This window comes from Acinetobacter calcoaceticus ANC 3811 (genome assembly GCF_000399665.1).
Lineage (GTDB): Bacteria > Pseudomonadota > Gammaproteobacteria > Pseudomonadales > Moraxellaceae > Acinetobacter > Acinetobacter calcoaceticus_B.
On sequence record NZ_KB976986.1, the window covers coordinates 184,289 to 204,163 of the forward strand.

Below are 19,875 nucleotides of genomic sequence, written 5' to 3' on the forward strand. Positions count from 1 at the left end.
TTTTACTAAAGTCTAAGAGGGTGATGATGTTTAAGGGCGTGAGCTTGTCTGTCATGGCATCTATCACTTTTGGCGTACTTTATTTTTATACTCAATTGTTAAGTCAGCTTGATAGCCAACAGACTTTCGGATGGCGGATTATTGCAACAATCCCATTTCTCACCTTATTTATGTGGTGGAGTGGTGATTTAGCGTATATCAAAAATATCTATCAGCGTATTTTGGCTAAGCCGTCTTTATTACTGTTGTTAATCACAACCTCCGTTTTAACTTCAGTCCAACTTTGGCTGTTTTTATGGGGGCCTATGCATGGGCGAGGTCTACAAGTATCTTTAGGATATTTTCTATTGCCACTTGTTCTTGTTTTGGCTGGCAGTGTGCTTTATGGCGAGAAAATATCAAAATTTCAATGGGTCGCAATTATTCTTGCTGTCATTGGTGTGGGTCATGAAATCTGGCGTTTAGGAAGCATTGCTTGGGAAACTGCATTGGTTGCGGTTGGCTATTCTGCATACTTTTTATTACGTAAAATAATTAAAACAGACAATTTAGGCGGCTTCTGGTGGGATTTAGTCATTATTTTGCCAGTTGCGATTTATTTGACCCATACAGGTTTACTTCCGTATAGCAAATTTATAGACCAACCGAGTCTTTCTTTAATCATTGTTGGGCTTGGAATTTTAAGCGCTATTGGTTTAGGAAGTTATATTCTGGCAAGTCGCTTTTTACCCTTAGTGGTGTTTGGGCTTTTAGGATATTTGGAGCCTGTGTTGCTTGCTTTAGCCTCTTTGGTTTTAGGGGAGAGTATTGGCCAAGAAGAATGGTTCACCTATATTCCGATTTGGTGTGCAGTATTTGTGTTAGTTTTAGAGGGGGCAGTTCACCTTTATCAGCAACATCAAAAAGCCAAAAATTTGCAGCTAAACATCGCGAAATATCAAAAAAGATTAAAAAATGATGAGTTGGAATAGATGATCAGAATCTAAAAAGTAAGAAAAAGCAAAAATTTAGCTGCTTTAAACAATAAGATAATAAAAAATAATTATAGGTATTTTATGAATTTATGATGAATTTTGGGAAAATCTAATCACTAACGTCAGCTTTTGATTCATTCTTGCCAATAATTCCATTACAATTACGGGGTTTAAAAAATCACGCCTAGATATAATTAATTAGAGGACGTATCTGTGAGCAAAGACACTATCATCGCCCTGCATGCTGAACACCAAGGCCGTTGGAAAAACCGTGAAGAAATCGCGGAACGTATGATTGCATTAATCGGACAATTATACCGTGAAAAAAATATTGTCGTATCTGTTTACGGTCGCTCTTTAATTAACCGTTCTGTTATCCAAATTTTGAAAACTCACCGCCGTACACGTGTTGTAGACGTTGAGCTTTCTGTTGTAAACACATTCCCAATTTTAGAAGCTTTAGCTCAGCTTGAGAATATTGGTTCTGCAGAAGTTGATATCGGTAAACTTGCTGTTGAATATAAAGAAAAAGGCGGTGATGTTAACGCTTTTGTTGCTCAAGCAGTTGAATCAATCAAAGGTAGCGCAACTTCTGAACAACCTAAAGATGTCGTTCTTTATGGTTTCGGTCGTATTGGTCGTATCTTGGCTCGTTTAATCATTAGCCAATCAGGTTTAGGTCGTGGTTTAAGTCTTAAAGCAATTGTTGTGCGTAAATCTTCTGATGGTGATTTAGCAAAACGTGCTTCTTTACTTCGTCGTGACTCTATTCACGGTACTTTCGCTGGTACAATCGCTGTTGATGAAGAAAACGAAGCAATCATTGCGAATGGTAACTTCATTAAAGTGATTTATGCATCTAGCCCAAGTGAAGTTGACTATACTGAATACGGTATTTCAAACGCACTTGTAATCGATAACACTGGTAAATGGCGTGATGCTGAAGGTCTAAGCCAACACTTGAAATGCCCAGGCGTTGCACGTGTTGTATTGACTGCACCAAGTAAAGGCGAAATGAAAAACGTTGTATTTGGCGTAAACAACACAGACATCTTAGATGAAGACAAAATCATCTCTGCTGCAAGTTGTACAACAAATGCAATTACTCCAATTCTTAAAGTATTGGATGACAAATATAAAGTTCTTAACGGTCATGTTGAAACTGTTCACTCATTTACAAATGACCAGAACTTAATCGACAACTACCATAAAGCCGATCGTCGTGGCCGTGCTGCTACTTTGAACATGGTAATTACAGAAACTGGTGCAGCGAAAGCAGTTGCTAAAGCATTACCTGCATTGAAAGGTAAGTTAACTGGTAACTCTGTACGTGTTCCTACACCAAACGTATCTCTTGCTATCTTAAACTTAACGCTTGATAAAGAAGTTGATCGTGAAGAAGTGAACGAATACATTCGTCAAATTTCGATTAACTCTAGCCTTCAAGGTCAAATTGGTTATACCAACTCGACTGAAGTAGTATCGAGTGACTTTATTGGTTCTCGTACTGCTGGTGTATATGACGCTCAAGCAACGATTACTTCTGGTAACCGTTTAACTGCTTATGTTTGGTACGATAACGAAGTTGGTTATAGCTGTCAGGTATTACGTATTGCTGAACAAATGTGCGGCGTAAGCTACAAAAAAATTCCAGCAGAATCGAATGCTTAAGATCATTTAACGATCTATAAAAGATTTTCACAAAAAAACCCAGTTTAGACTGGGTTTTTTTACAACCGTACAAAATATATGCTGACTATTTTTTGTAAATAAATAAGAATAGGAATTAAGGAAAAAAAGAAAATAGTAAGGGATAGGAATTGTCGCAGTTTAAACGTTTGTTGGTCGTTTTTATATTCATCATTATTGCCAATTTATGTGGTGTACTCATTGCAATATGGGTGTTTAAGCATTTTAATATTTATATTCCATTGAAGAATCAGGCAGTTGCGATTGACTTGCAAGAACCTCTACAAGTTAAGGTTAAAGTACAAGATGCTTTAAACGTTGATGTGAAAGGGCGGGTAAATGCCAGCATTCCAATTGATGAGAAATTGAATATTCCATTAACACAAACGCTAACGCCGCGCGTTTATTTCGATAATATGGTACCCATTAGCACAACAATTCCAGTAAAAGAAACATTAAAAGTTGAGCAAAATTTACCAATCGATACGAAGGTTCAAGTCAGAGTTTTGGGACGTGATATTACCTTACCGTTAAAGGGATCAATTCCATTAAAACTTGATGTTCCGATTGATATTAATGTTCCGCTTGAGCAAAAGGTTCATTTGAAATTCGATGCACAAGTGCGGACAGTATTAAAAGAAAATTTACATATTCCTCTAAAAGCAAGATTGGATACTAATATTCCAATTGAGGGTAATTTGAATGTCCCTGTTAAAACAGCTCTAAATGCTTCGGTCGATGTGAAAAACACATTGCCTGTGAAGATTGCAAATGGTGAGTTAAAAATTCCTCTGTCCAGTATGCGATTAAATCGGGTAGTAGGTTCAGAAACATCGCAGACGACAGCTAATCAATAGGGTGGATGCTAATGTTTCGTTCACTCAAGAGTATGCTCATCAGTTTCATTTTAATGACGATACTTGCCGCGGTTATGTTTTGGGTATACCTCAACATCCAAGCTAATTTAGTCGTTTCGGCTCATAATGCAGATATCACTTTACCTGACTCTTTAGAAACAAAGATTCAGGTTGGCAATACTTTGCAAGTTCAGTCTATTGGTAAGCTTGATACAACCTTAGATATAGATCGACAACTGACTCTACCGCTGAAAGGGAAGTATCTGGCAGATTTAAATTTTGCTGTAGAGACACCAATTACAGTAAGTGTTGACTACTCAACAACGCTAAAGATTGATCAGGTTATGCCGCTCGAAACAACGACCGATTTGATCTATCAAAATAAATTTTTGCCCAAATTTCCGCTTAAATTGGATATTCCCATCAAGTTGGATGTTCCTTTTAATTTAAAACGTAGTTATACCATTCCAGTTAAAATTATTTTTGATGGTCCTGTTTATTTTGAATTTGATGAGCCAGTAAAATTATCGGTTAAACATCAGTTTAAACCAAGTCTACAAGTGAATGACCCTATGGAAATGGGGAATGTCTCTTCATTTAATGCCATTATGTATAATTCAGTTCCAAAAACAAAAGCAAATCTTGATATGCAAATGACCTTGCCTCTACGTAATGTTCATCCTTAAAAATTAAATAGTCATCCTGCATTTTATTTTGATTAAAGCTCGTATTTGTGAATCTAAAATGCTTTTGATGACTTAAAGATGAAAACAGACCGTTATAAATAGGAATTGTCCCATTTTCTATTCGAGAATTTTATGAAAATATGGCAGAATAGGCGGTTTTAAAGTTTTTAGAGGATTGGCAGATGCGCTTTGTTGATGAAGCAGTCATTACCGTAGAGGCTGGCGACGGTGGCAATGGCGTAGCCAGTTTTCGCCGTGAAAAATTTGTACCATTTGGTGGCCCAGATGGTGGTGATGGCGGACGTGGTGGAAGTATCTACATTCAAGCTGATGATGATACAAGTACGCTAGTCGATTACCGTTACACACGTAAGTTCCGTGCTGAGCGCGGGAAGAATGGTGCAGGCGCTAACTGTACCGGACGTGGTGGTGAAGATGTGGTTTTAAAAGTACCCGTTGGTACAACAATTGTTGATACAGATTCAGGCGATATTATTGGCGATTTGGTTGAAGACGGCCAAAGAATTCTGGTTGCAGGTGGTGGTGATGGTGGTTTGGGGAATACCCACTTTAAATCATCAACTAACCGTGCTCCGCGTAAATGTACGACAGGCATCAAAGGTGAATTCCGTGAAATTCGCCTTGAATTAAAAGTGTTGGCAGATGTTGGTCTACTGGGCATGCCAAATGCTGGTAAATCAACCTTTATTCGTGCTGTAAGTGCTGCAAAACCAAAAGTAGCAGACTATCCATTTACAACTATGGTTCCAAACCTTGGTGTTGTAGATGCTGACCGTCATCGTTCATTTGTAATGGCCGATATTCCAGGGTTGATTGAAGGTGCAGCAGAAGGCGCTGGTTTAGGAATTCGTTTCCTTAAACATTTGGCACGTTCGCGTATCCTTTTACACATTATTGATGTGCAACCAATTGATGGTTCAGATCCGGCGCATAATGCAAAAGCAATTATGAACGAGTTAGCTAAGTTTTCTCCTACTTTAGCTAAACTACCGATTGTTTTAGTACTGAACAAACTTGATCAGATTGCTGAAGAAAGTCGTGAAGAGTGGTGTCAGCATATTCTAGGTGAACTAGAGTGGACTGGACCTGTCTTTAAGACCTCAGGCTTATTAAGCGAAGGAACGAAAGAAGTTGTTTATTACTTAATGGATCAGCTTGAACAACAACGTGAACGCGAAGTTGAAGATCCTGAATTTGCAGCAGAAGTAAGAGCCTTCCGTGAACAACTAGAAATTGAAACACGTGAACAAACCATTGCGGCAAAAGAAGCATATCGCGCTATGCGTCGAGCACAACGTCTTGAAGGCATGTTGGGCGATGATGATGATTTTGACGATGATGAAGACGACACTGATGTAGAAAGCATCTACGTTCGTGACTAGAAAACCGAGGAAAACATGATAGAAGTGGTCGATGGGCAACGTCAGCTCAGTGAGTGTAAACGAATCGTTGTTAAAATCGGATCATCTTTACTCACAGCCAATGGGCAAGGTTTAGATTTGAATGCTATTTCGCATTGGGCGAAACAGATTGCTGATCTACACAATGCCGGACACGAAATTATTTTAGTGTCTTCTGGAGCTGTGGCTGAAGGTATGGTTCGTATGAAGCTTGCGAGTCGACCCACCGATCTACCCAGTCTGCAAGCCTGTGCTGCGATTGGGCAGATGGGTTTAATTCATACTTGGTCTAGTGTGCTTGAAGAACATGGCATTCGTACTGCTCAGGTTTTATTGACACATGATGATCTAGCAGACCGCCGTCGTTATTTAAACTCATGTGATGCTTTGCAAAACTTGATTGATTGGCGTGTGATTCCGGTTATTAATGAAAATGACACGGTATCTACCGACGAGATTCGCTTTGGTGATAACGATACTTTAGCTGCGATGGTTGCAGGTCAGGTGCATGCAGAATTGCTGATCATTTTAACGGATCAGCAGGGCATGTTTGACTCAGATCCACGTCACAACCCAGATGCTAAATTACTCTCTACTGTTCGTGCCATGGACGATGTTTTATTCGAAATGGCTGGCGGTGGCGGTGTACTCGGCAGAGGTGGTATGGTGACTAAGGTTCGTGCCGCACGTTTAGCTGCTAAGTCGGGTTGTCCAACGCTCATTGCGAGTGGCGAAAGTGATAATGTTTTGTCACGTGCTATGGCAGGTGAAATGCTAGGTACGCTGTTTACTACAGATAAAGACCGTATGACTGCTCATCAACAGTGGCTCGCTGCTCATTTACAGACAGCAGGTCGTCTTGTAATTGATGATGGCGCCATTGAGGCGATTAAATTGAAACATCGCAGTTTACTCCCAGTTGGGGTTAAAACTGTTGAAGGACATTTTGATCGTGGTGATGTAGTTGAATGTGTCGATAAACAAGGTAAACGTATTGCAGTGGGTCGAGTGAATTTTAGTTCGCGATCTGCTGAAATTATTAAAGGCTTAGCCTCAGATAAGGTTTATCAAGTACTTGGTGAAGCCCGTTCACTTGAAATGATTCATCGTGATCATATGGCGATTTACTAGATTATTGTAAAATTAAAAAAGCTCGCTTTATGCGAGCTTTTTTTCTGGCGTTAAACGAGGTAGAACACGGTCTTCACCCACCATATATGGATGTGTCGCGAGACTCAACATATCTAGATCTTCTGAGCTATTACCATACGCATAAATTTGATGATAATGCTGTAGCGTATATTGCTGATGTATTCTTAATTTCTTTTGTTCACTACTACAATCTGGCGTGGAATAGTAACCCGTCATTATGCCGTTTTTAATTTGAGTTTCGGTACAAATTAATTCGATATCTAGTAACTTGCAAAGTGGGGCAAGGTAGACATCAATTGAAGCCGAAACCAGTACCACCCGATCACCACGTAACTGATGATGCTGTAACTGTGCGAAAAGTTCAGGTGAGAGCCCAGAGACCAACTGTTGTGCGTATTCTTCACCTAATCTTTGCAGTTCAATTGCGGGAGTATCTTTGAACATGCTACGGAATAACTTGGCACGCATGGCATTAGCGGGATAAAAGTTAAGATAGTAGGCTTGAATCCATGGCAGGATTTTTAAGCTTTGTTTAACAATGTGGCGCTTAGACAAAGCATAAAAGATAAACCCTGTAAAACTGTCTTTGCTACACAGGGTTCCATCAAAATCGAACAGGGCGAGACTTTTTATAGTCTTATTCGTTTCGCTCGTTGCATACATGATTCATATCGTCCGTTTACGCGGGTTGCATACCAGTTGGTATTATAGTCACGACTTAATTTTGGTCCAGAAATAACCACTTGTGGCATCATTGCATAGATAGGTTCTTTACCTGTCTTTGCTTTATAAAGTTTCGTCAGAGCAATATAGGTTTGAGTACTTTCAAACTTTTTCTCTTTTTCTAATTTGAGATCATCACGAATTTGTCGTGGGGTAACCAATACATTATTCTTTGCAAATACCGTAATAAGTTCTTTTTCTGACTGGCTTTGAGTCGGACGCGGATCCCCATCTTTTGTGTAAAGAAGTAGATCACCATCTAAAGTGAGCTTAGCATCAGTAAGAGCATCCAGCATATTTTGAAAAGCAGCATTACGGCTAGAATACATACCTGAGTTATAGTCTGCAAATCGATAAATGGCTTTGTCATAGTCAGCTGGATAAACCATTAAACGATGAATACCATAATATAAACCGCCATATTCAGTATATAAATCATCACGAAGTGCGGCAGTATTCATGCTTGAACGTTTATTGGCTTTCGCATAGTTAATATGAACTTGCATAGAACCCAAGGTCGTAATAGGGTTCATTTTCTCGCCAATATCTTGTCCAACTAATTTGGCTGCACCTGTTAAGGCACTCACATGATAATGCTTAGCCATAAAATCGAAGATTTCTCGATATAGTAAATCGAGGTCTTTTTCAGTTTTAACCTTACGCATTTGGCTCATATAGTTGTTATCAGGAGAAGGCTGAGTTTTTAGCACTTCTTCAAAGTAACCAGCCATTGTTCCACCAATGGTTTTGCCAAGCTTATCTTCAAACTTTTCATTTAAACGTGTGCTAACTTCTTCAACTGCTTTTTGGCCTAATCCAGGCACTTGAGGGTTGGCAACAAAGTTAGATTCTTGATCGACAATAGCGACAATACTACATACATTTTTTTTAGTTTTAGGAATTTTTAATTCCTGCATAATATCATCAATATCTTTTGCCCATGACTCACGATCATGCACACGTGATGGAATTAACTTTTTAATGTGCTGGCTTTCTAGTTCAGGCTCATCATTTTTTGACCACCAACCTTTATCACCACAAGCAGCTAAACTCATGCACACGGCGACCATACCGAATGATTTTAATAAAAAACGGGAAGATAACGGTTTGTTCATGGCGAGGAAAGCACCTGCATAAAAAGATGAGCCGATTAAGCGGATGAAGTATACTATGTTGATCATCAATTGTATGAATATATATGTATATTGGTCCCTATCAACTGTCAAATAATTTAATCGTTGCTCCTATGGCTGGGGTTACTGACCGTCCATTTAGAACGCTCTGTAAGTATTTTGGCGCAGGCCATGCAGTCAGTGAAATGATGACTGCCGATAAGACTTTGCAGATGAGCAAGAAAAGCCTCTACCGTGCAAATTTTGATGGCGAACTTGCCCCAATCTCTGCACAAATTGCTGGCTCTGATCCTGAGCAGTTAGCTGAGGCTGCACGTCATCAAGTGGCAAATGGCGCACAAATTGTTGATATCAATATGGGATGTCCTGCTAAAAAAGTATGTAATAAACTCGCAGGTTCAGCATTATTACAAGATGAAGATTTAGTGGCACGAATTCTTGATACGGTTGTCGCTGCTGTTGATGTTCCTGTTACATTAAAAACCCGTTTGGGCTTTTTAAATGGTCAAGAAAATATTTTAAGAGTTGCAAAAAGGGCAGAAGAAGCGGGAATTGCTGCACTAGCTTTGCATGGCCGTACTCGTGAAGACATGTATTTAAATACAGCGCGCTATGACTTGATTAAACATGTTAAAGAATTAATCAATATTCCACTTATTGCGAACGGTGATATTGATAGTCCTGAAAAGGCTAAATATGTGCTCGACTATACAGGTGCTGATGCAATCATGATTGGTCGTGCTGCTCAAGGTCGACCATGGATTTTCCGTGAAATTGCTCATTATTTAAAAACTGGAGAGCACTTAGCTGCACCTAATATTGAAGAGGTGAAGCAGGTGCTACTTGGGCATTTATCAGAACTTTATCAATTCTATGGTGAATATTCTGGATGCCGTATTGCCCGTAAACACATTGCTTGGTACACGAAAGGATTACGCTCAAGTAACGAATTCCGCCAAAATATGTATAAAGTTGAAAGTACAGCTGAGCAAGCATTAGTGGTCGAAAACTATTTTAATCAACTATTGGCTGAAGGAAATTTGATGAGTGATGTACAAGTTGAGCAGATTAATTTATTGCAGACTCATTAAATAAAAAAGCCAGTATATATTTACTGGCTTTTTTTAAGATTTACTCATCTTCTAGCATTTCTACCACTAACTGATTAACTAAATCAGCAGCAGCTAATTCACGTATTTGTGAGACATTACTACCTGCCCAAAAAGCACCGAAGCCATAGTCTTTATTCTTACTGGCAATTGCATTTAATTGCTTGGCCAAATCATAGGTGTATGGATATTCTGGTTGAGGCGGTCGATTGGGTAAATCAATTTGTGTGTGCCAATGGTTGAGCAGGCCACGGGCTGGACGTCCAGAAAGACTGGCACTGATTTGTGTCACAGGCTCATTAAATAAAGCTTTACGATATTCGACAGATGCATTTGAAGATGGACATTGAACGAAAGCAGTTCCGAGTTGAACAGCCGTAGCTCCTAAGCTCAACATATGTCGGGCTTGTGCACCGTTCATAATGCCACCAGCGGCTACCACAGGTCGTTTGCAATGTTTGACAATAAGGTTTACTAAATCGCTCGTTTTAATTGCTGCATCAAAAGTCTTATTAAAGATTCCACGGTGTCCGCCTGCTTCAATCCCTTGAGCAATAATAATATCAATGCCAGCCGCTTCAATGGCTTGTGCTTCAACTAAATTGGTAGCAGAAACCATCGTTATAATTCCGGCATCTTTTAATGCCTGAATTTGATGGGGATGGGGAATGCCAAAATGAAAACTGACAGCTTTAGGTTTAGTTTCTAATACGACATTTAGAAAATCATCGTTATCAAGAAAACTTGGATAAATACAGTTTAAGTTTTGAGGAGGTTGTTCTCCGAACTTTTCAAACTGTGGCCGTAAATATTCAATCCATTGTGCTGAGGTTTGAGGATTAAGTTGTTCGGGCTGATGGCAGAAAAAATTAACCTGAAACGATTTCTCTGTAAGTGTTTGGGCTTTTAAAATCTGTTCGCGCGCACTTTGTGCCGTATTTGCTCCTAGCCCTAATGACCCAAGACCACCCTGATTAGAAACTTCTGCGGCAAGTTCAGGTGTAGACACACCCGCCATAGGAGCAAGAAAAATTGGATGTTTAATTTCAAGTTGTTGTAACAGGGTCATTTTATTCACCTCATTTCTTTCTCTTCACCATAACGTGAAATTAGAACCAAGAGCAAATAATATTGGGCATTTAGTTTTTAAATATTTATTTCTTAAATAGTTAAAAGTTCTGGTTTTTTAAAGTGGAGTAACATGAAATAAAGATCCGATCCAGCTTGAAAAAGCCATCGCTAAAATTCCCCACAAGGTAATGCGTAAACTTCCTTTCAGCTTAGAAGTACCTGCGAAATGACTTGATAGTGCCCCTAAAAAAGCTAATGAAATAATGCCAAATATTAAAACTGTTTTTTCGATCCATATATCAGGACTGAGTAAAATAGCGAGCATCGGAAACAATGCCCCAAATGAAAATGAGCCAGCTGAAGCTAATGCGGCTTGAACAGGATTTGCAGTAGTATTTTCATGAATACCAATTTCATCACGAGCGTGAGCACCCAAGGCATCATGATTTGTAAGTTCAATCGCAACTTGTCGAGCTAAATCCGGTGCTAAGCCTCTAGCTATATAAATTTGGGTGAGCTCATCCAATTCACGTTGCGGATGCTTTTTGAGTTCTTGTGCCTCAAATTTTAAGTCTGCTTTTTCAATATCTTCTTGTGATTTTACAGAAATATACTCTCCGGCAGCCATAGAAGTTGCACCAGAAATTAAACCAGCAATACAGGTAATAAGAAGCGTATGACCAGTGGCTCCACTTGCAGCCATTCCCATGATTAGACTAGTAACAGAAATAATTCCGTCATTAGCACCTAAAACGGCTGCCCTTAACCAACCTGAGCGGTGAATAAAATGATGTTCTGGGTGTTGGGAAAAGGACATGACTTTACCTTTTTTAGTTATAAATTTTTATCTTATCCTATAAGATTATTTACAATAATACGATTAAAAAATGTGTCATTATAGGAAAAACAATCAGATAACTACTTTTCAAAACATAATATAAAAGGAGATAAAATGAACGACTTATGGAACCTAGCCTACATACCCAAACAGTGTAATTTATGAGTTTAATTATAATATTTATTGATTAAATTTTTAATCTTACTTCTGCACAAACATTCTATCCACTTTCCTTTAGAGGTCTCAATGAATAACAAAACAATAAAATCTCTAACCCATTCCTTCATCGTTATTGGTTCGATCTGTCCAGCTTTAGGCCTCTTAAGCATGGAGACTACATTTGCCCAAGAGATTGTTAATCAAGAATATAAACCTGGTAATCCGATTTATGATAAATGGGACCAATTTTATAAAATTGAGAAGACTCAACCTGAAAATGCCGAGAAGTTATTATTAGAACTTGGCGAAATGACACCTCAAGATATTAAAGTATGGAAAAGTTTAACTTATTTGCAGATTAGAATAGGCAAGCAAGAAGCCGCTTTGCAAAGTTTAAGAAAAGCAGAGGCATTAGACCCCGCAGACGGTAATTTAAAACTTCAAGAAGCTTATCTGCTTAACTCTCAAAAAAATAATAAAGAAGCTTTGGTGGTTTTTAAGGAGCTTACGCAATCTAAAGATGCTGATATTGCCAATAAAGCGACACAGGCCGTAAAGAATTTAAGTGGAGGGGAAGTCAAAACTTATTTCCGCGATGTGTATTTTGCACCTTCATATGAGTCACGTTACGACGATGTAATTTTTCCACTCAAAGCCCGTTATGGTAAGAATCTTGATAATGGTCGAGCGCAGGTTTATGGATTTTTAAACCTAAACCGCGATACTCAATCTCAGGGTGGTGTACGACCTGAAATTATTGATGAAAATGCAGTCACTCTAGGTGTGGGTGCTAATTATCAACCGTGGACATCTATACCTGTGCGCATGTATCTGGAAGTTGGCGGAAGTTACGATCTGATTGATCGAAATAGAGATAAATTTCGTGAAAGTGTTGTCGGTGGCGTGACGGGCTATCAAGAGTGGTATTCTCAAAATAATTGTAATACTTCACTTTGCTTTAATGATTACTTCACTGATTTATATGGCAATGCAGCAACTTATTCTAGAGAAGATTATAACGTTATTGGTGATTTACGCTTACGTACTGGCTTAAATGTCTATAAAGGCGAGAATGGAACTGTACAAGCTTATTTGAAATTACATGGCTTAGCTGATAGTAAAGAGGAGTATTACAATAATTTATTTGAATATGGCCCCGGCATTTCATGGCAGCCTTTTAATTATCAACCTATAAAACTACGTGTTGAACGACTATATGGCAATTACTTTAAAGATGTGCCAGTAAATACAAAAGATCATTACAACAATACTCGAGTAGAACTCGTCTTTTATAAGGATTTCTAAAAATGAAGAAAATTTTTATATCTATTGTATTTGGAACTCGTCCTGAATTAATCAAACTTGCCCCTGTTATTTTATTGGCAAAGCAAGATCCTCGTTTTCAAGTTGAGGTAATTTTTACTGGACAACACGATGAATTGGTAAGAGATGCAATAGATTTCTTTGGGGTTGAAATTGACCATCGTCTTAAAATTATGAATGCTGGACAAAGTTTAAATCAGCTACTAATACACGGTTTGAGCCAAATCGAGAATGTATACACTGATGGGCAAAAAAGAGATGCTATCGTTATTCAGGGAGACACAACAACTGTTTTAGCAGCTGGCTTAGTCGCTTTTTCAATGAAAGTTCCTGTTGCACATGTCGAAGCTGGTTTACGTTCTTATGATTTGGATCATCCTTTTCCAGAAGAGGGAAATCGTCAGTTAGTTTCACGTATTACCAAATGGCATTTTGCTCCGACAGAACAATCAAAAAGAAATTTACTCAATGAACAAATTCAACCAGAACTTATTACGGTTACAGGCAATACTGTTGTTGATGCGGTGTATTTAGGACGTAAATTAATTTCTGAAAAATCTGATTTGAAGAACCAGCTTGAACCTTATGGAATTCAATTAAAGCAAGATGATAAAGTTGTGCTTATTACTGCGCATCGTCGTGAAAACTTCGGTGATGGAATTCAAAATATTTGTAATGCCGTTGAGCACTTAGCCCAAGACCATCCTGATTTACATTTTATTTGGCCAGTTCATTTAAACCCAGCTGTACATGATGTCGTCCATAATAAGTTTCAAAATCATTCACAGATTCATCTTGTTAAACCATTAGACTACCCTAGTTTATTGGCAGTCATAGACAGATCTACTTTTATCTTGACGGACTCAGGTGGTTTACAAGAAGAGAGTCCATCATTTAATAAGCCAGTTTTAATCTTGCGAGATACTACAGAACGACCTGAAGTTGTTGAGGTGGGAGCAGGCGTTCTGGTGGGGACAAACCAACAAAAAATTATTGAAGAAGCTGAAAAACTACTCACCGACCAACAGCATTATGAAAAAATGGCACATGTAGAAAATCCATTTGGTGACGGGCAAGCAGCTCAGCGTATTCTTGACCAAATTGCTAAATCTTATGAATTGGCACCGTGATGTGTTAAAGACTTATTCTCACTTATGGGGGTGTTATTACCACCATAAGTGAAGCGATACCACAAACTCACAATATTGACGCACCAGCGGCTCATGTAATGGGGACCATCAAAAATATAGACGGTTTTTCCTTCATATGCTTTCAGTTGAGAAATAATTTCCCAAGGATATGCAGCTCTAAATTGCCCATTCTTTTTAACTCTAAAGGCTTCTAGTACTATAATTACTTTATCTTTTCCAAGCTTTTGTTCTAGTTGATCTAAAATATGTTTGGCTTGCTGAGGAGACCGTACACCTACGCCAACTCCGTCTTGGAAGAAAACGCCGTTATGTTCTGGTAACCAGCTTTTAACCCATAAATCATAATGTTCGGGTTCGCGTTCACCACTATAAATACTCACCCAAACTGGTACTGGAAGTTTAGTTAAAACTTGACCTAAAGCACTTACTCTTAACCAAGTCGGATCTGCTTCCACTGGAAAATAATAACCTTTAGGTGCAGTTTTTTGCTCTTTTATAATTTCAGCAGATTTTTCCCCTAATTCAGTGACATTTGCCCGAGCTTTAGGTTCATTATATTCGCCAGCCAAGCCTAATATTAGATTTTTAGCCCAAGGCTCTTGTTTAATTTTTTCTAAATTAATTGCTTTTTCCCATTGAGGAAAATTTGATTCTTTCCACCATGATTTAGACTCGACAACAGACCATTGGGGAACAAATGTATCAACACCTAAATAGTGCCAGTTTCCCTCTGGTGGAGTAGTGTTATTGTCGGGCTGCCAGAAAATTCCTTCAATATGCGGGGCTTGTCTTTGATGTTTGAACAACCCCGCATAAGCTATAACACTACAAATAATTAAAATAATAAAAGCAGCTATTTTAATTGGTATCTGTTTTTTCATTATTTCGTCTTAACCAGTACCACAAGAAGATAATTATTATCATGATTGCAGAGATAATCACAACTAATAAGAAGAAAGAAGATTGTTGAACTAAAGGTGCTTTTTGATTTCCAACAATAAGTTTTTGTAAAACATAAATATTTCCATTTTCTGAAACCAACATTTTTGTCACGTTATTTGGAATTTTATGTTGTATTTTTTCCCAAAGGTGCATGAAAGCTTGTGCGCCGCCTTGTGAGTCGGTAATCACGTCAAAGCGATTATTGTTATAACTCACAATAAAACCATTAACAGCAGCAGGCGCATAAATAGTATCTTGATGCATTAATACCTGTTGTTGATAAATATCTTTATTCACACGAACATTTATTGCTTGTGGAGCACTTGGCGAATAACGGACTAGGTTAAGTGGCATTGGTCCTTGTGTTAAAAGCATTTTTTTCGCAGTTTGGCCTAATACAATCGCGATATTTAACGCACCAGATTGATCATCAATTGCAATAGTCGGAGTCGTTGCTAAAGTCATTGAAATCGCGGCTACGCCATTTTTGAGTTTATGGGGTAGCTTTAAGGTAGATTTAGCTGTATCAATCCAGAGCGAACCATGTGCAGTAGGTAAACACTGTGAATTAGCAATAACTGAGTTTTCTAGCTTTAAACTAAAATTGGTCGTATTAGAAATAGCTTTTGCAAAAATGTTGAATTGTCGGTTAACGGGGTCAGAAGTAAGGTCGGCTGTTTTCATGCTACCTGCAAGTCCGCCATCAAGCCAAGCCGTAATATTTGAACCTTGCAATAAACCACTTTGAATACGAAGTGCAATTTGTCCTTGCAAGATATCGGTTGGTTGCCATACTGCTGGGAAATCAAGGAATAAGTTCTTTTCAGCGTGATTTAATCTGAAGTCTTCAATGCCTAGGTCTGCAAGTGTATTGATTTTTTTAAATTGTGCCCAAGTAGGATTAGAGATCGTGGTGGGAAAAGTTGCACTTGCTGTATCAAGTTGCTGTACATAAGAGGGGTTAATTAATCCATTTATGGCAGCAGTGAGTTCCTGTGGTGTGTGGTAAGTAATTGAAAGAGTAGCTACGCCATCTGCTGGTTTTGCAATTTGTACGAATGCTCCACCTTTGAGCGGCGTTGCTGAGCGAATCACTTCAATAATGAAATTTGTTTCAGGGTTTAAATTAGTTTGTCCTGAATCGACCCATTCAATTGGCGTGATTGAACTCCACGAGCTTGCCAACCTCGCGAGCATGGAAGCTTCTGTAATTTCTTTGCGATTATATTTTAAGATACCAACAAACGGTGTAGGTCGTCTCGCCTGTGGGTTAAATAAGGCATCAGGTAAGTACCTAAGTCGATAGTTATTTCTGATGGATGTAAAGTCGATTTGAGAATTGCTTAAATAAGTTAAATGATCAATATCTTCTGTACAGAATGTTTCTTTGGTTTGATTCAAAGAGGTAGGCTTAGAATATTGCTGAATAATAAAATCTAAGCGATGGAAGCCACTTTGACTTGGTGGAATATCAAATTTGAATTGACCGTCCCCACTCAGTGTTGCGTTGTAGATGAGTTTATCATCATATTTTACGAGTAAAGTTGTATCACTTTCAGTAGAATAATCACTTGAAAATTGAATGTTTTGCCATTGAGCACCTTTTCCAATATAGAAAAAATGTGGCTCAACCGTATATTTGGTTGAGGTACTTATATCATCCAGCTGCCATGTATTTGCATAACTAGAAGCCATGAACATAAAACTGGTGCTGGCAAGGAGCACTTGAGCTATTTTGTAGAGATCAAAAGTCTTTTTCATTTATTTTTTCTCCTTGCTACGTTCCGTTTTGTACCATTGAAGGGAGTTGCCCTGTATTTTATTTTTAAGCATGTCATATGCGGCTTTAAAAACAATAAATAGAAATATTTGTGAGTAACTTACATAAGATAAAACAGAGTAAAAATAGAGTTCTGGTTTAACTTTTTCCAGTGAAAGGGTAAACCACATTTGTGCAACGTATAGGCAAAAGGAGAGGCCCCACAGTAATGTGAAGGGACCAGGAACTGAAATGCCTGCAATACCCAGTAACCCGAGCGTCAGGGTAATATGACTCCAGATTAAAGCGGGTACGAAAAGTATGTAGCACATAATGTTATTTAGAATTTCAATTCCAATTGGAAAAGGTGTTCTTAATGCTACTGGTAAATATTTACGAGTCACATAAAAATTACCTTGAGTCCAACGTGAGCGCTGTTTAATAAATACACTCAAAGATGGTGGATCTTGCTGCCAGCCAATTGCGTAGGGCACCCATTTAATTCGTTTTTGGCCGATAAAAATCCGGAAGCTCATTTCAGTGTCATCGACCAATGACTTCTCATCAAAACCACCCAAGGTTTCTAATGCATCACGCCAAATAACATAGTTAGTACCCATGAGTGTGGATAGTTGGAAACGTTGCCAACGTCCGCCTTGAAAAATCCATTGGAAAAAGATGAACTCAATGGCAATAAAGCGAGTCAAAATACTATCTTGCCAATTACGGGTTCTTACTTTGCCATTTACAGCCACTAATTTTTTATCTGCAAGTAGCGTTTGTGCTAATAACCTTACGCAATCGGGTTCAGGTGTACTGTCAGCATCATAAACAACAATGAGTTCACCTTTGGCATGGGGTAGGCCATTATTGAGTGTTCTAGATTTACCTTTGCCTCCCATTCCTTTTGGAACGTTGACAATTTTTATGCACGGATAAATCTTTGCTAGATTTTCGCCAATTTCTAGGGTGTTATCTTTAGAACCATCATTAATCAACAAAACTTCATATGCTTCGGCTGGATAATCCTGTTGCGCGATTGCATGTAAAGTATCTTCAATGACTACGCCTTCGTTATAAGCAGGAATCAAAACACTCAAAACGGGCCATCTATCTGGCACAGGTAGGTTCTGTAATTCTTTCTCTGCTGTTTTTGAGTATTTCCAAGCCTGATAACTTAGCCATGCCCAAAATGCTTGAGGAATCCAGATGCCTAAAAAACCAAATAGGAAGAGAATATCAATGGGAGCCATTTGATTTAACCCTCCTAATAATAGACGAGATCAGCAATAACAATAAAATCACCCCGATGACCAACGAGACCCATGAAATATAGCTGCCGAAGGTACCAAGAAGGTCAGGATAGGTCGTGGTTAAAATAAGATCGAGAGGAACTACGACTGTGCTTAAACCAATAAAAATATATCCAAGAAAACTAGTGCTCACATGTTCAGGCGTACTTATGTATTTAATATTATTAAATTTCCATGAAATGCCGAGTTGAGGATATCGAATATTTGTGGTCGGTAGATCAGCAGGTGGGTTAATAATAATTTCATACCCGGAAACATGACCATTAAAACTTTTAGCTGAATAAAATAAGTGCTGCTTTTGTTTAATTTCTCTAGAGGGCAGAGGAAGTTCCAGTGGATTAAACTGAATAATATAGCTGCCAGCGGTTTGTGAAATTAAGTTTTCATCCCAACCTGTTGAAACAAAAGCAGCCATAGGCCGTAAACCAATTGCAGTCGAAAATGTAGCTTTGGCGGCAAAATATTGCGGTTGTTCCGATTTAAAAAGTGCAATCGGAATAGCACCTTGGCTCACCGCTTCTTTTAATAAGAAATAGTGAGAAAAGCTAAAAACCTCATCTGGTAATATGATGCCCGGCTTAATTCCTTTATGAATCAACCCTTGAAAGCTATCGGAACTGATTTGGTCAATTGTAAAAATAGGCCACCATGTGTCCTGTGATGGGAAAAACATGGAAAGGTCATTAATACTTTGAACTTCGGTTTTTGTTTGTTCAGCTTTAATTTCACAATGATAATATTGACGATAGAATTGCTGCAAAGTGCCATCTGGATATTGACTAGAGGCAATAATAATTCCACAAATATTAAGAAGATTAGACATTAAGAAATCTCCTCTTCAGGTGGAATCTGAATAATTTTATATTCGACTTCAATTCGTAAAGTCATAATTTCTTTTAGCTTTTTAATAAACTCAGGTTCTTCTTCTGTTTTTTGTTTACGAATAACAATACTGTATATCGTTTCTAGATCATCATCGGCAAACTGGAAAACAATTTCTTGTGGATGATGCTGGCTCAAAATTTTAATCATGTCATTTTGAGTGGTTTTCCATACATCATCACCTAACATTTCTTTAATTAAGCTTCTGTTGAGGACCCTAATTTCAAAGACTTCATAGTCTTGTATGTGGTGATGATCAAGAAGTTTAAAGAAACTACGTTGAAAATATTTGAGTGCGCTAAGCGGGAAAATGTCACGACGGTAATTTCGATCATAACTTTGTATATCACGGTATTTTTGGACGTTAATTTCAATATTGTGGCGTACAGCACTCAGAAAAAGAGGAATGAGAGGGATAATAAAAAGTAAAAGGAGCTGACGTTCAATATGTGTTTGTGCCCCAAGGTCGAGTAAAAAATATACTGCAACGCCTACGAAAGCGATTAAACCCACAATTAAAGATGCACCGACTTCTAAAAAAGCACCAGAAATTAACAGAATAAGAATGAAAATCCAGCTTCCTCTAAAACTTACAGGCAACCATTCATATGCCACCATCCCCATAAATAGATGAGCTGCGATAATCCATAAGACGAGTGTTCTTCCTGGGTTCTTTTGTTGCATGCAAGCTCT

At 38.3% G+C, this 19,875-nt stretch carries 18 protein-coding genes; 9 read left to right on the forward strand and 9 right to left on the reverse strand.

Annotated features, from left to right (window positions below; genetic code table 11):
* Window positions 1-23: 23 nt before the first annotated feature.
* The 6 genes from rarD to proB all read left to right on the forward strand — a co-directional run bounded on the left by rarD (window position 24) and on the right by proB (window position 6,758).
* Window positions 24-971, forward strand: a complete 948-nt coding sequence (gene rarD, locus F935_RS02135) for an EamA family transporter RarD (protein WP_080645510.1) — start codon at window positions 24-26, stop codon at window positions 969-971.
* Window positions 972-1,187: 216 nt separating this feature from the next.
* Window positions 1,188-2,645 carry a glyceraldehyde-3-phosphate dehydrogenase gene (locus tag F935_RS02140; protein WP_016137392.1) on the forward strand — a complete coding sequence of 486 codons (1,458 nt, stop codon included), beginning with the start codon at window positions 1,188-1,190 and terminating at the stop codon, window positions 2,643-2,645.
* A gap of 149 nt (window positions 2,646-2,794) precedes the next feature.
* Window positions 2,795-3,520 carry a hypothetical protein gene (locus F935_RS02145; protein WP_016137393.1) on the forward strand — a complete coding sequence of 242 codons (726 nt, stop codon included), beginning with the start codon at window positions 2,795-2,797 and terminating at the stop codon, window positions 3,518-3,520.
* A gap of 11 nt (window positions 3,521-3,531) precedes the next feature.
* The gene (locus tag F935_RS02150; protein ID WP_016137394.1) at window positions 3,532-4,206 is read left to right on the forward strand and encodes a hypothetical protein; all 675 of its coding nucleotides are present in this window, start codon (window positions 3,532-3,534) and stop codon (window positions 4,204-4,206) included.
* 182 nt (window positions 4,207-4,388) lie between these two features.
* Entirely contained in the window at window positions 4,389-5,609 is a 1,221-nt protein-coding gene (cgtA, locus tag F935_RS02155; RefSeq protein ID WP_016137395.1) for an Obg family GTPase CgtA, read from the forward strand.
* A gap of 15 nt (window positions 5,610-5,624) precedes the next feature.
* On the forward strand, window positions 5,625-6,758 hold the full coding sequence (proB, locus tag F935_RS02160; RefSeq protein ID WP_016137396.1) for a glutamate 5-kinase: 1,134 nt from the start codon (window positions 5,625-5,627) through the stop codon (window positions 6,756-6,758).
* A gap of 27 nt (window positions 6,759-6,785) precedes the next feature.
* Here proB and F935_RS02165 read toward each other — a convergent pair whose 3' ends face one another.
* Both F935_RS02165 and F935_RS02170 read right to left on the reverse strand, forming a co-directional pair.
* The gene (locus F935_RS02165; RefSeq protein WP_016137397.1) at window positions 6,786-7,442 is read right to left on the reverse strand and encodes an HAD-IB family hydrolase; all 657 of its coding nucleotides are present in this window, start codon (window positions 7,440-7,442) and stop codon (window positions 6,786-6,788) included.
* Complete coding sequence (locus tag F935_RS02170; RefSeq protein WP_035366435.1) at window positions 7,409-8,617, reverse strand: DUF1615 domain-containing protein; 1,209 nt, start codon at window positions 8,615-8,617, stop codon at window positions 7,409-7,411. The genes F935_RS02165 and F935_RS02170 overlap by 34 nt, the downstream gene beginning before the upstream one ends.
* Window positions 8,618-8,700: 83 nt before the next feature.
* Between F935_RS02170 and dusB the strand changes: the two genes are divergently transcribed.
* Entirely contained in the window at window positions 8,701-9,726 is a 1,026-nt protein-coding gene (gene dusB / locus F935_RS02175) for a tRNA dihydrouridine synthase DusB (protein WP_016137399.1), read from the forward strand.
* A 40-nt stretch (window positions 9,727-9,766) separates the two neighbouring features.
* Here the strand turns inward: dusB and F935_RS02180 are convergent, their stop codons facing one another.
* Both F935_RS02180 and F935_RS02185 read right to left on the reverse strand, forming a co-directional pair.
* Entirely contained in the window at window positions 9,767-10,813 is a 1,047-nt protein-coding gene (locus tag F935_RS02180; protein WP_016137400.1) for an NAD(P)H-dependent flavin oxidoreductase, read from the reverse strand.
* Between the two features lie 117 nt (window positions 10,814-10,930).
* Window positions 10,931-11,632 (reverse strand): VIT1/CCC1 transporter family protein, encoded by a 702-nt coding sequence (locus F935_RS02185; RefSeq protein WP_016137401.1) that lies wholly within the window; start codon window positions 11,630-11,632, stop codon window positions 10,931-10,933.
* A gap of 267 nt (window positions 11,633-11,899) precedes the next feature.
* On the opposite strand from F935_RS02185, the gene F935_RS02190 reads away from it, so the two are divergent.
* Both F935_RS02190 and wecB read left to right on the forward strand, forming a co-directional pair.
* Window positions 11,900-13,117 (forward strand): tetratricopeptide repeat protein, encoded by a 1,218-nt coding sequence (locus F935_RS02190; protein WP_016137402.1) that lies wholly within the window; start codon window positions 11,900-11,902, stop codon window positions 13,115-13,117.
* A 2-nt stretch (window positions 13,118-13,119) separates the two neighbouring features.
* A complete protein-coding gene (gene wecB / locus F935_RS02195) occupies window positions 13,120-14,265 on the forward strand; it encodes a non-hydrolyzing UDP-N-acetylglucosamine 2-epimerase (RefSeq protein WP_016137403.1) in 1,146 nt (381 codons plus the stop codon).
* Here wecB and F935_RS02200 read toward each other — a convergent pair.
* From F935_RS02200 to F935_RS02220, 5 genes are read right to left on the reverse strand one after another with little or no spacing between them, the layout of a single operon-like run.
* Window positions 14,247-15,167 (reverse strand): alpha-amylase family protein, encoded by a 921-nt coding sequence (locus F935_RS02200; RefSeq protein WP_016137404.1) that lies wholly within the window; start codon window positions 15,165-15,167, stop codon window positions 14,247-14,249. The genes wecB and F935_RS02200 overlap by 19 nt on opposite strands.
* Window positions 15,145-16,989, reverse strand: a complete 1,845-nt coding sequence (locus F935_RS02205; protein ID WP_016137405.1) for a hypothetical protein — start codon at window positions 16,987-16,989, stop codon at window positions 15,145-15,147. The genes F935_RS02200 and F935_RS02205 overlap by 23 nt, the downstream gene beginning before the upstream one ends.
* Window positions 16,990-18,240, reverse strand: a complete 1,251-nt coding sequence (locus F935_RS02210) for a glycosyltransferase family 2 protein (protein ID WP_016137406.1) — start codon at window positions 18,238-18,240, stop codon at window positions 16,990-16,992.
* Window positions 18,227-19,123, reverse strand: a complete 897-nt coding sequence (locus F935_RS02215; RefSeq protein WP_016137407.1) for a hypothetical protein — start codon at window positions 19,121-19,123, stop codon at window positions 18,227-18,229. Before F935_RS02215 ends, F935_RS02210 begins: the two co-directional genes overlap by 14 nt.
* Window positions 19,123-19,866, reverse strand: a complete 744-nt coding sequence (locus tag F935_RS02220; protein WP_016137408.1) for a hypothetical protein — start codon at window positions 19,864-19,866, stop codon at window positions 19,123-19,125. The genes F935_RS02215 and F935_RS02220 overlap by 1 nt, the downstream gene beginning before the upstream one ends.
* Window positions 19,867-19,875: the final 9 nt, after the last annotated feature.

What these genes read in the sequence shown, in the direction of transcription:
- wecB (WP_016137403.1), top strand. Translation starts at nt 13,120, where the DNA reads ATGAAGAAAATTTTTATATCTATTGTATTTGGAACTCGTCCTGAATTA.
- F935_RS02220 (WP_016137408.1), bottom strand. Translation starts at nt 19,866, where the DNA reads ATGCAACAAAAGAACCCAGGAAGAACACTCGTCTTATGGATTATCGCA.
- cgtA (WP_016137395.1), top strand. Translation starts at nt 4,389, where the DNA reads ATGCGCTTTGTTGATGAAGCAGTCATTACCGTAGAGGCTGGCGACGGT.
- F935_RS02200 (WP_016137404.1), bottom strand. Translation starts at nt 15,167, where the DNA reads ATGAAAAAACAGATACCAATTAAAATAGCTGCTTTTATTATTTTAATT.
- F935_RS02150 (WP_016137394.1), top strand. Translation starts at nt 3,532, where the DNA reads ATGTTTCGTTCACTCAAGAGTATGCTCATCAGTTTCATTTTAATGACG.
- F935_RS02215 (WP_016137407.1), bottom strand. Translation starts at nt 19,123, where the DNA reads ATGTCTAATCTTCTTAATATTTGTGGAATTATTATTGCCTCTAGTCAA.
- proB (WP_016137396.1), top strand. Translation starts at nt 5,625, where the DNA reads ATGATAGAAGTGGTCGATGGGCAACGTCAGCTCAGTGAGTGTAAACGA.
- F935_RS02205 (WP_016137405.1), bottom strand. Translation starts at nt 16,989, where the DNA reads ATGAAAAAGACTTTTGATCTCTACAAAATAGCTCAAGTGCTCCTTGCC.
- F935_RS02180 (WP_016137400.1), bottom strand. Translation starts at nt 10,813, where the DNA reads ATGACCCTGTTACAACAACTTGAAATTAAACATCCAATTTTTCTTGCT.
- F935_RS02170 (WP_035366435.1), bottom strand. Translation starts at nt 8,617, where the DNA reads ATGAACAAACCGTTATCTTCCCGTTTTTTATTAAAATCATTCGGTATG.
- F935_RS02165 (WP_016137397.1), bottom strand. Translation starts at nt 7,442, where the DNA reads ATGTATGCAACGAGCGAAACGAATAAGACTATAAAAAGTCTCGCCCTG.
- rarD (WP_080645510.1), top strand. Translation starts at nt 24, where the DNA reads ATGATGTTTAAGGGCGTGAGCTTGTCTGTCATGGCATCTATCACTTTT.
- F935_RS02190 (WP_016137402.1), top strand. Translation starts at nt 11,900, where the DNA reads ATGAATAACAAAACAATAAAATCTCTAACCCATTCCTTCATCGTTATT.
- F935_RS02185 (WP_016137401.1), bottom strand. Translation starts at nt 11,632, where the DNA reads ATGTCCTTTTCCCAACACCCAGAACATCATTTTATTCACCGCTCAGGT.
- F935_RS02210 (WP_016137406.1), bottom strand. Translation starts at nt 18,240, where the DNA reads ATGGCTCCCATTGATATTCTCTTCCTATTTGGTTTTTTAGGCATCTGG.
- dusB (WP_016137399.1), top strand. Translation starts at nt 8,701, where the DNA reads ATGTATATTGGTCCCTATCAACTGTCAAATAATTTAATCGTTGCTCCT.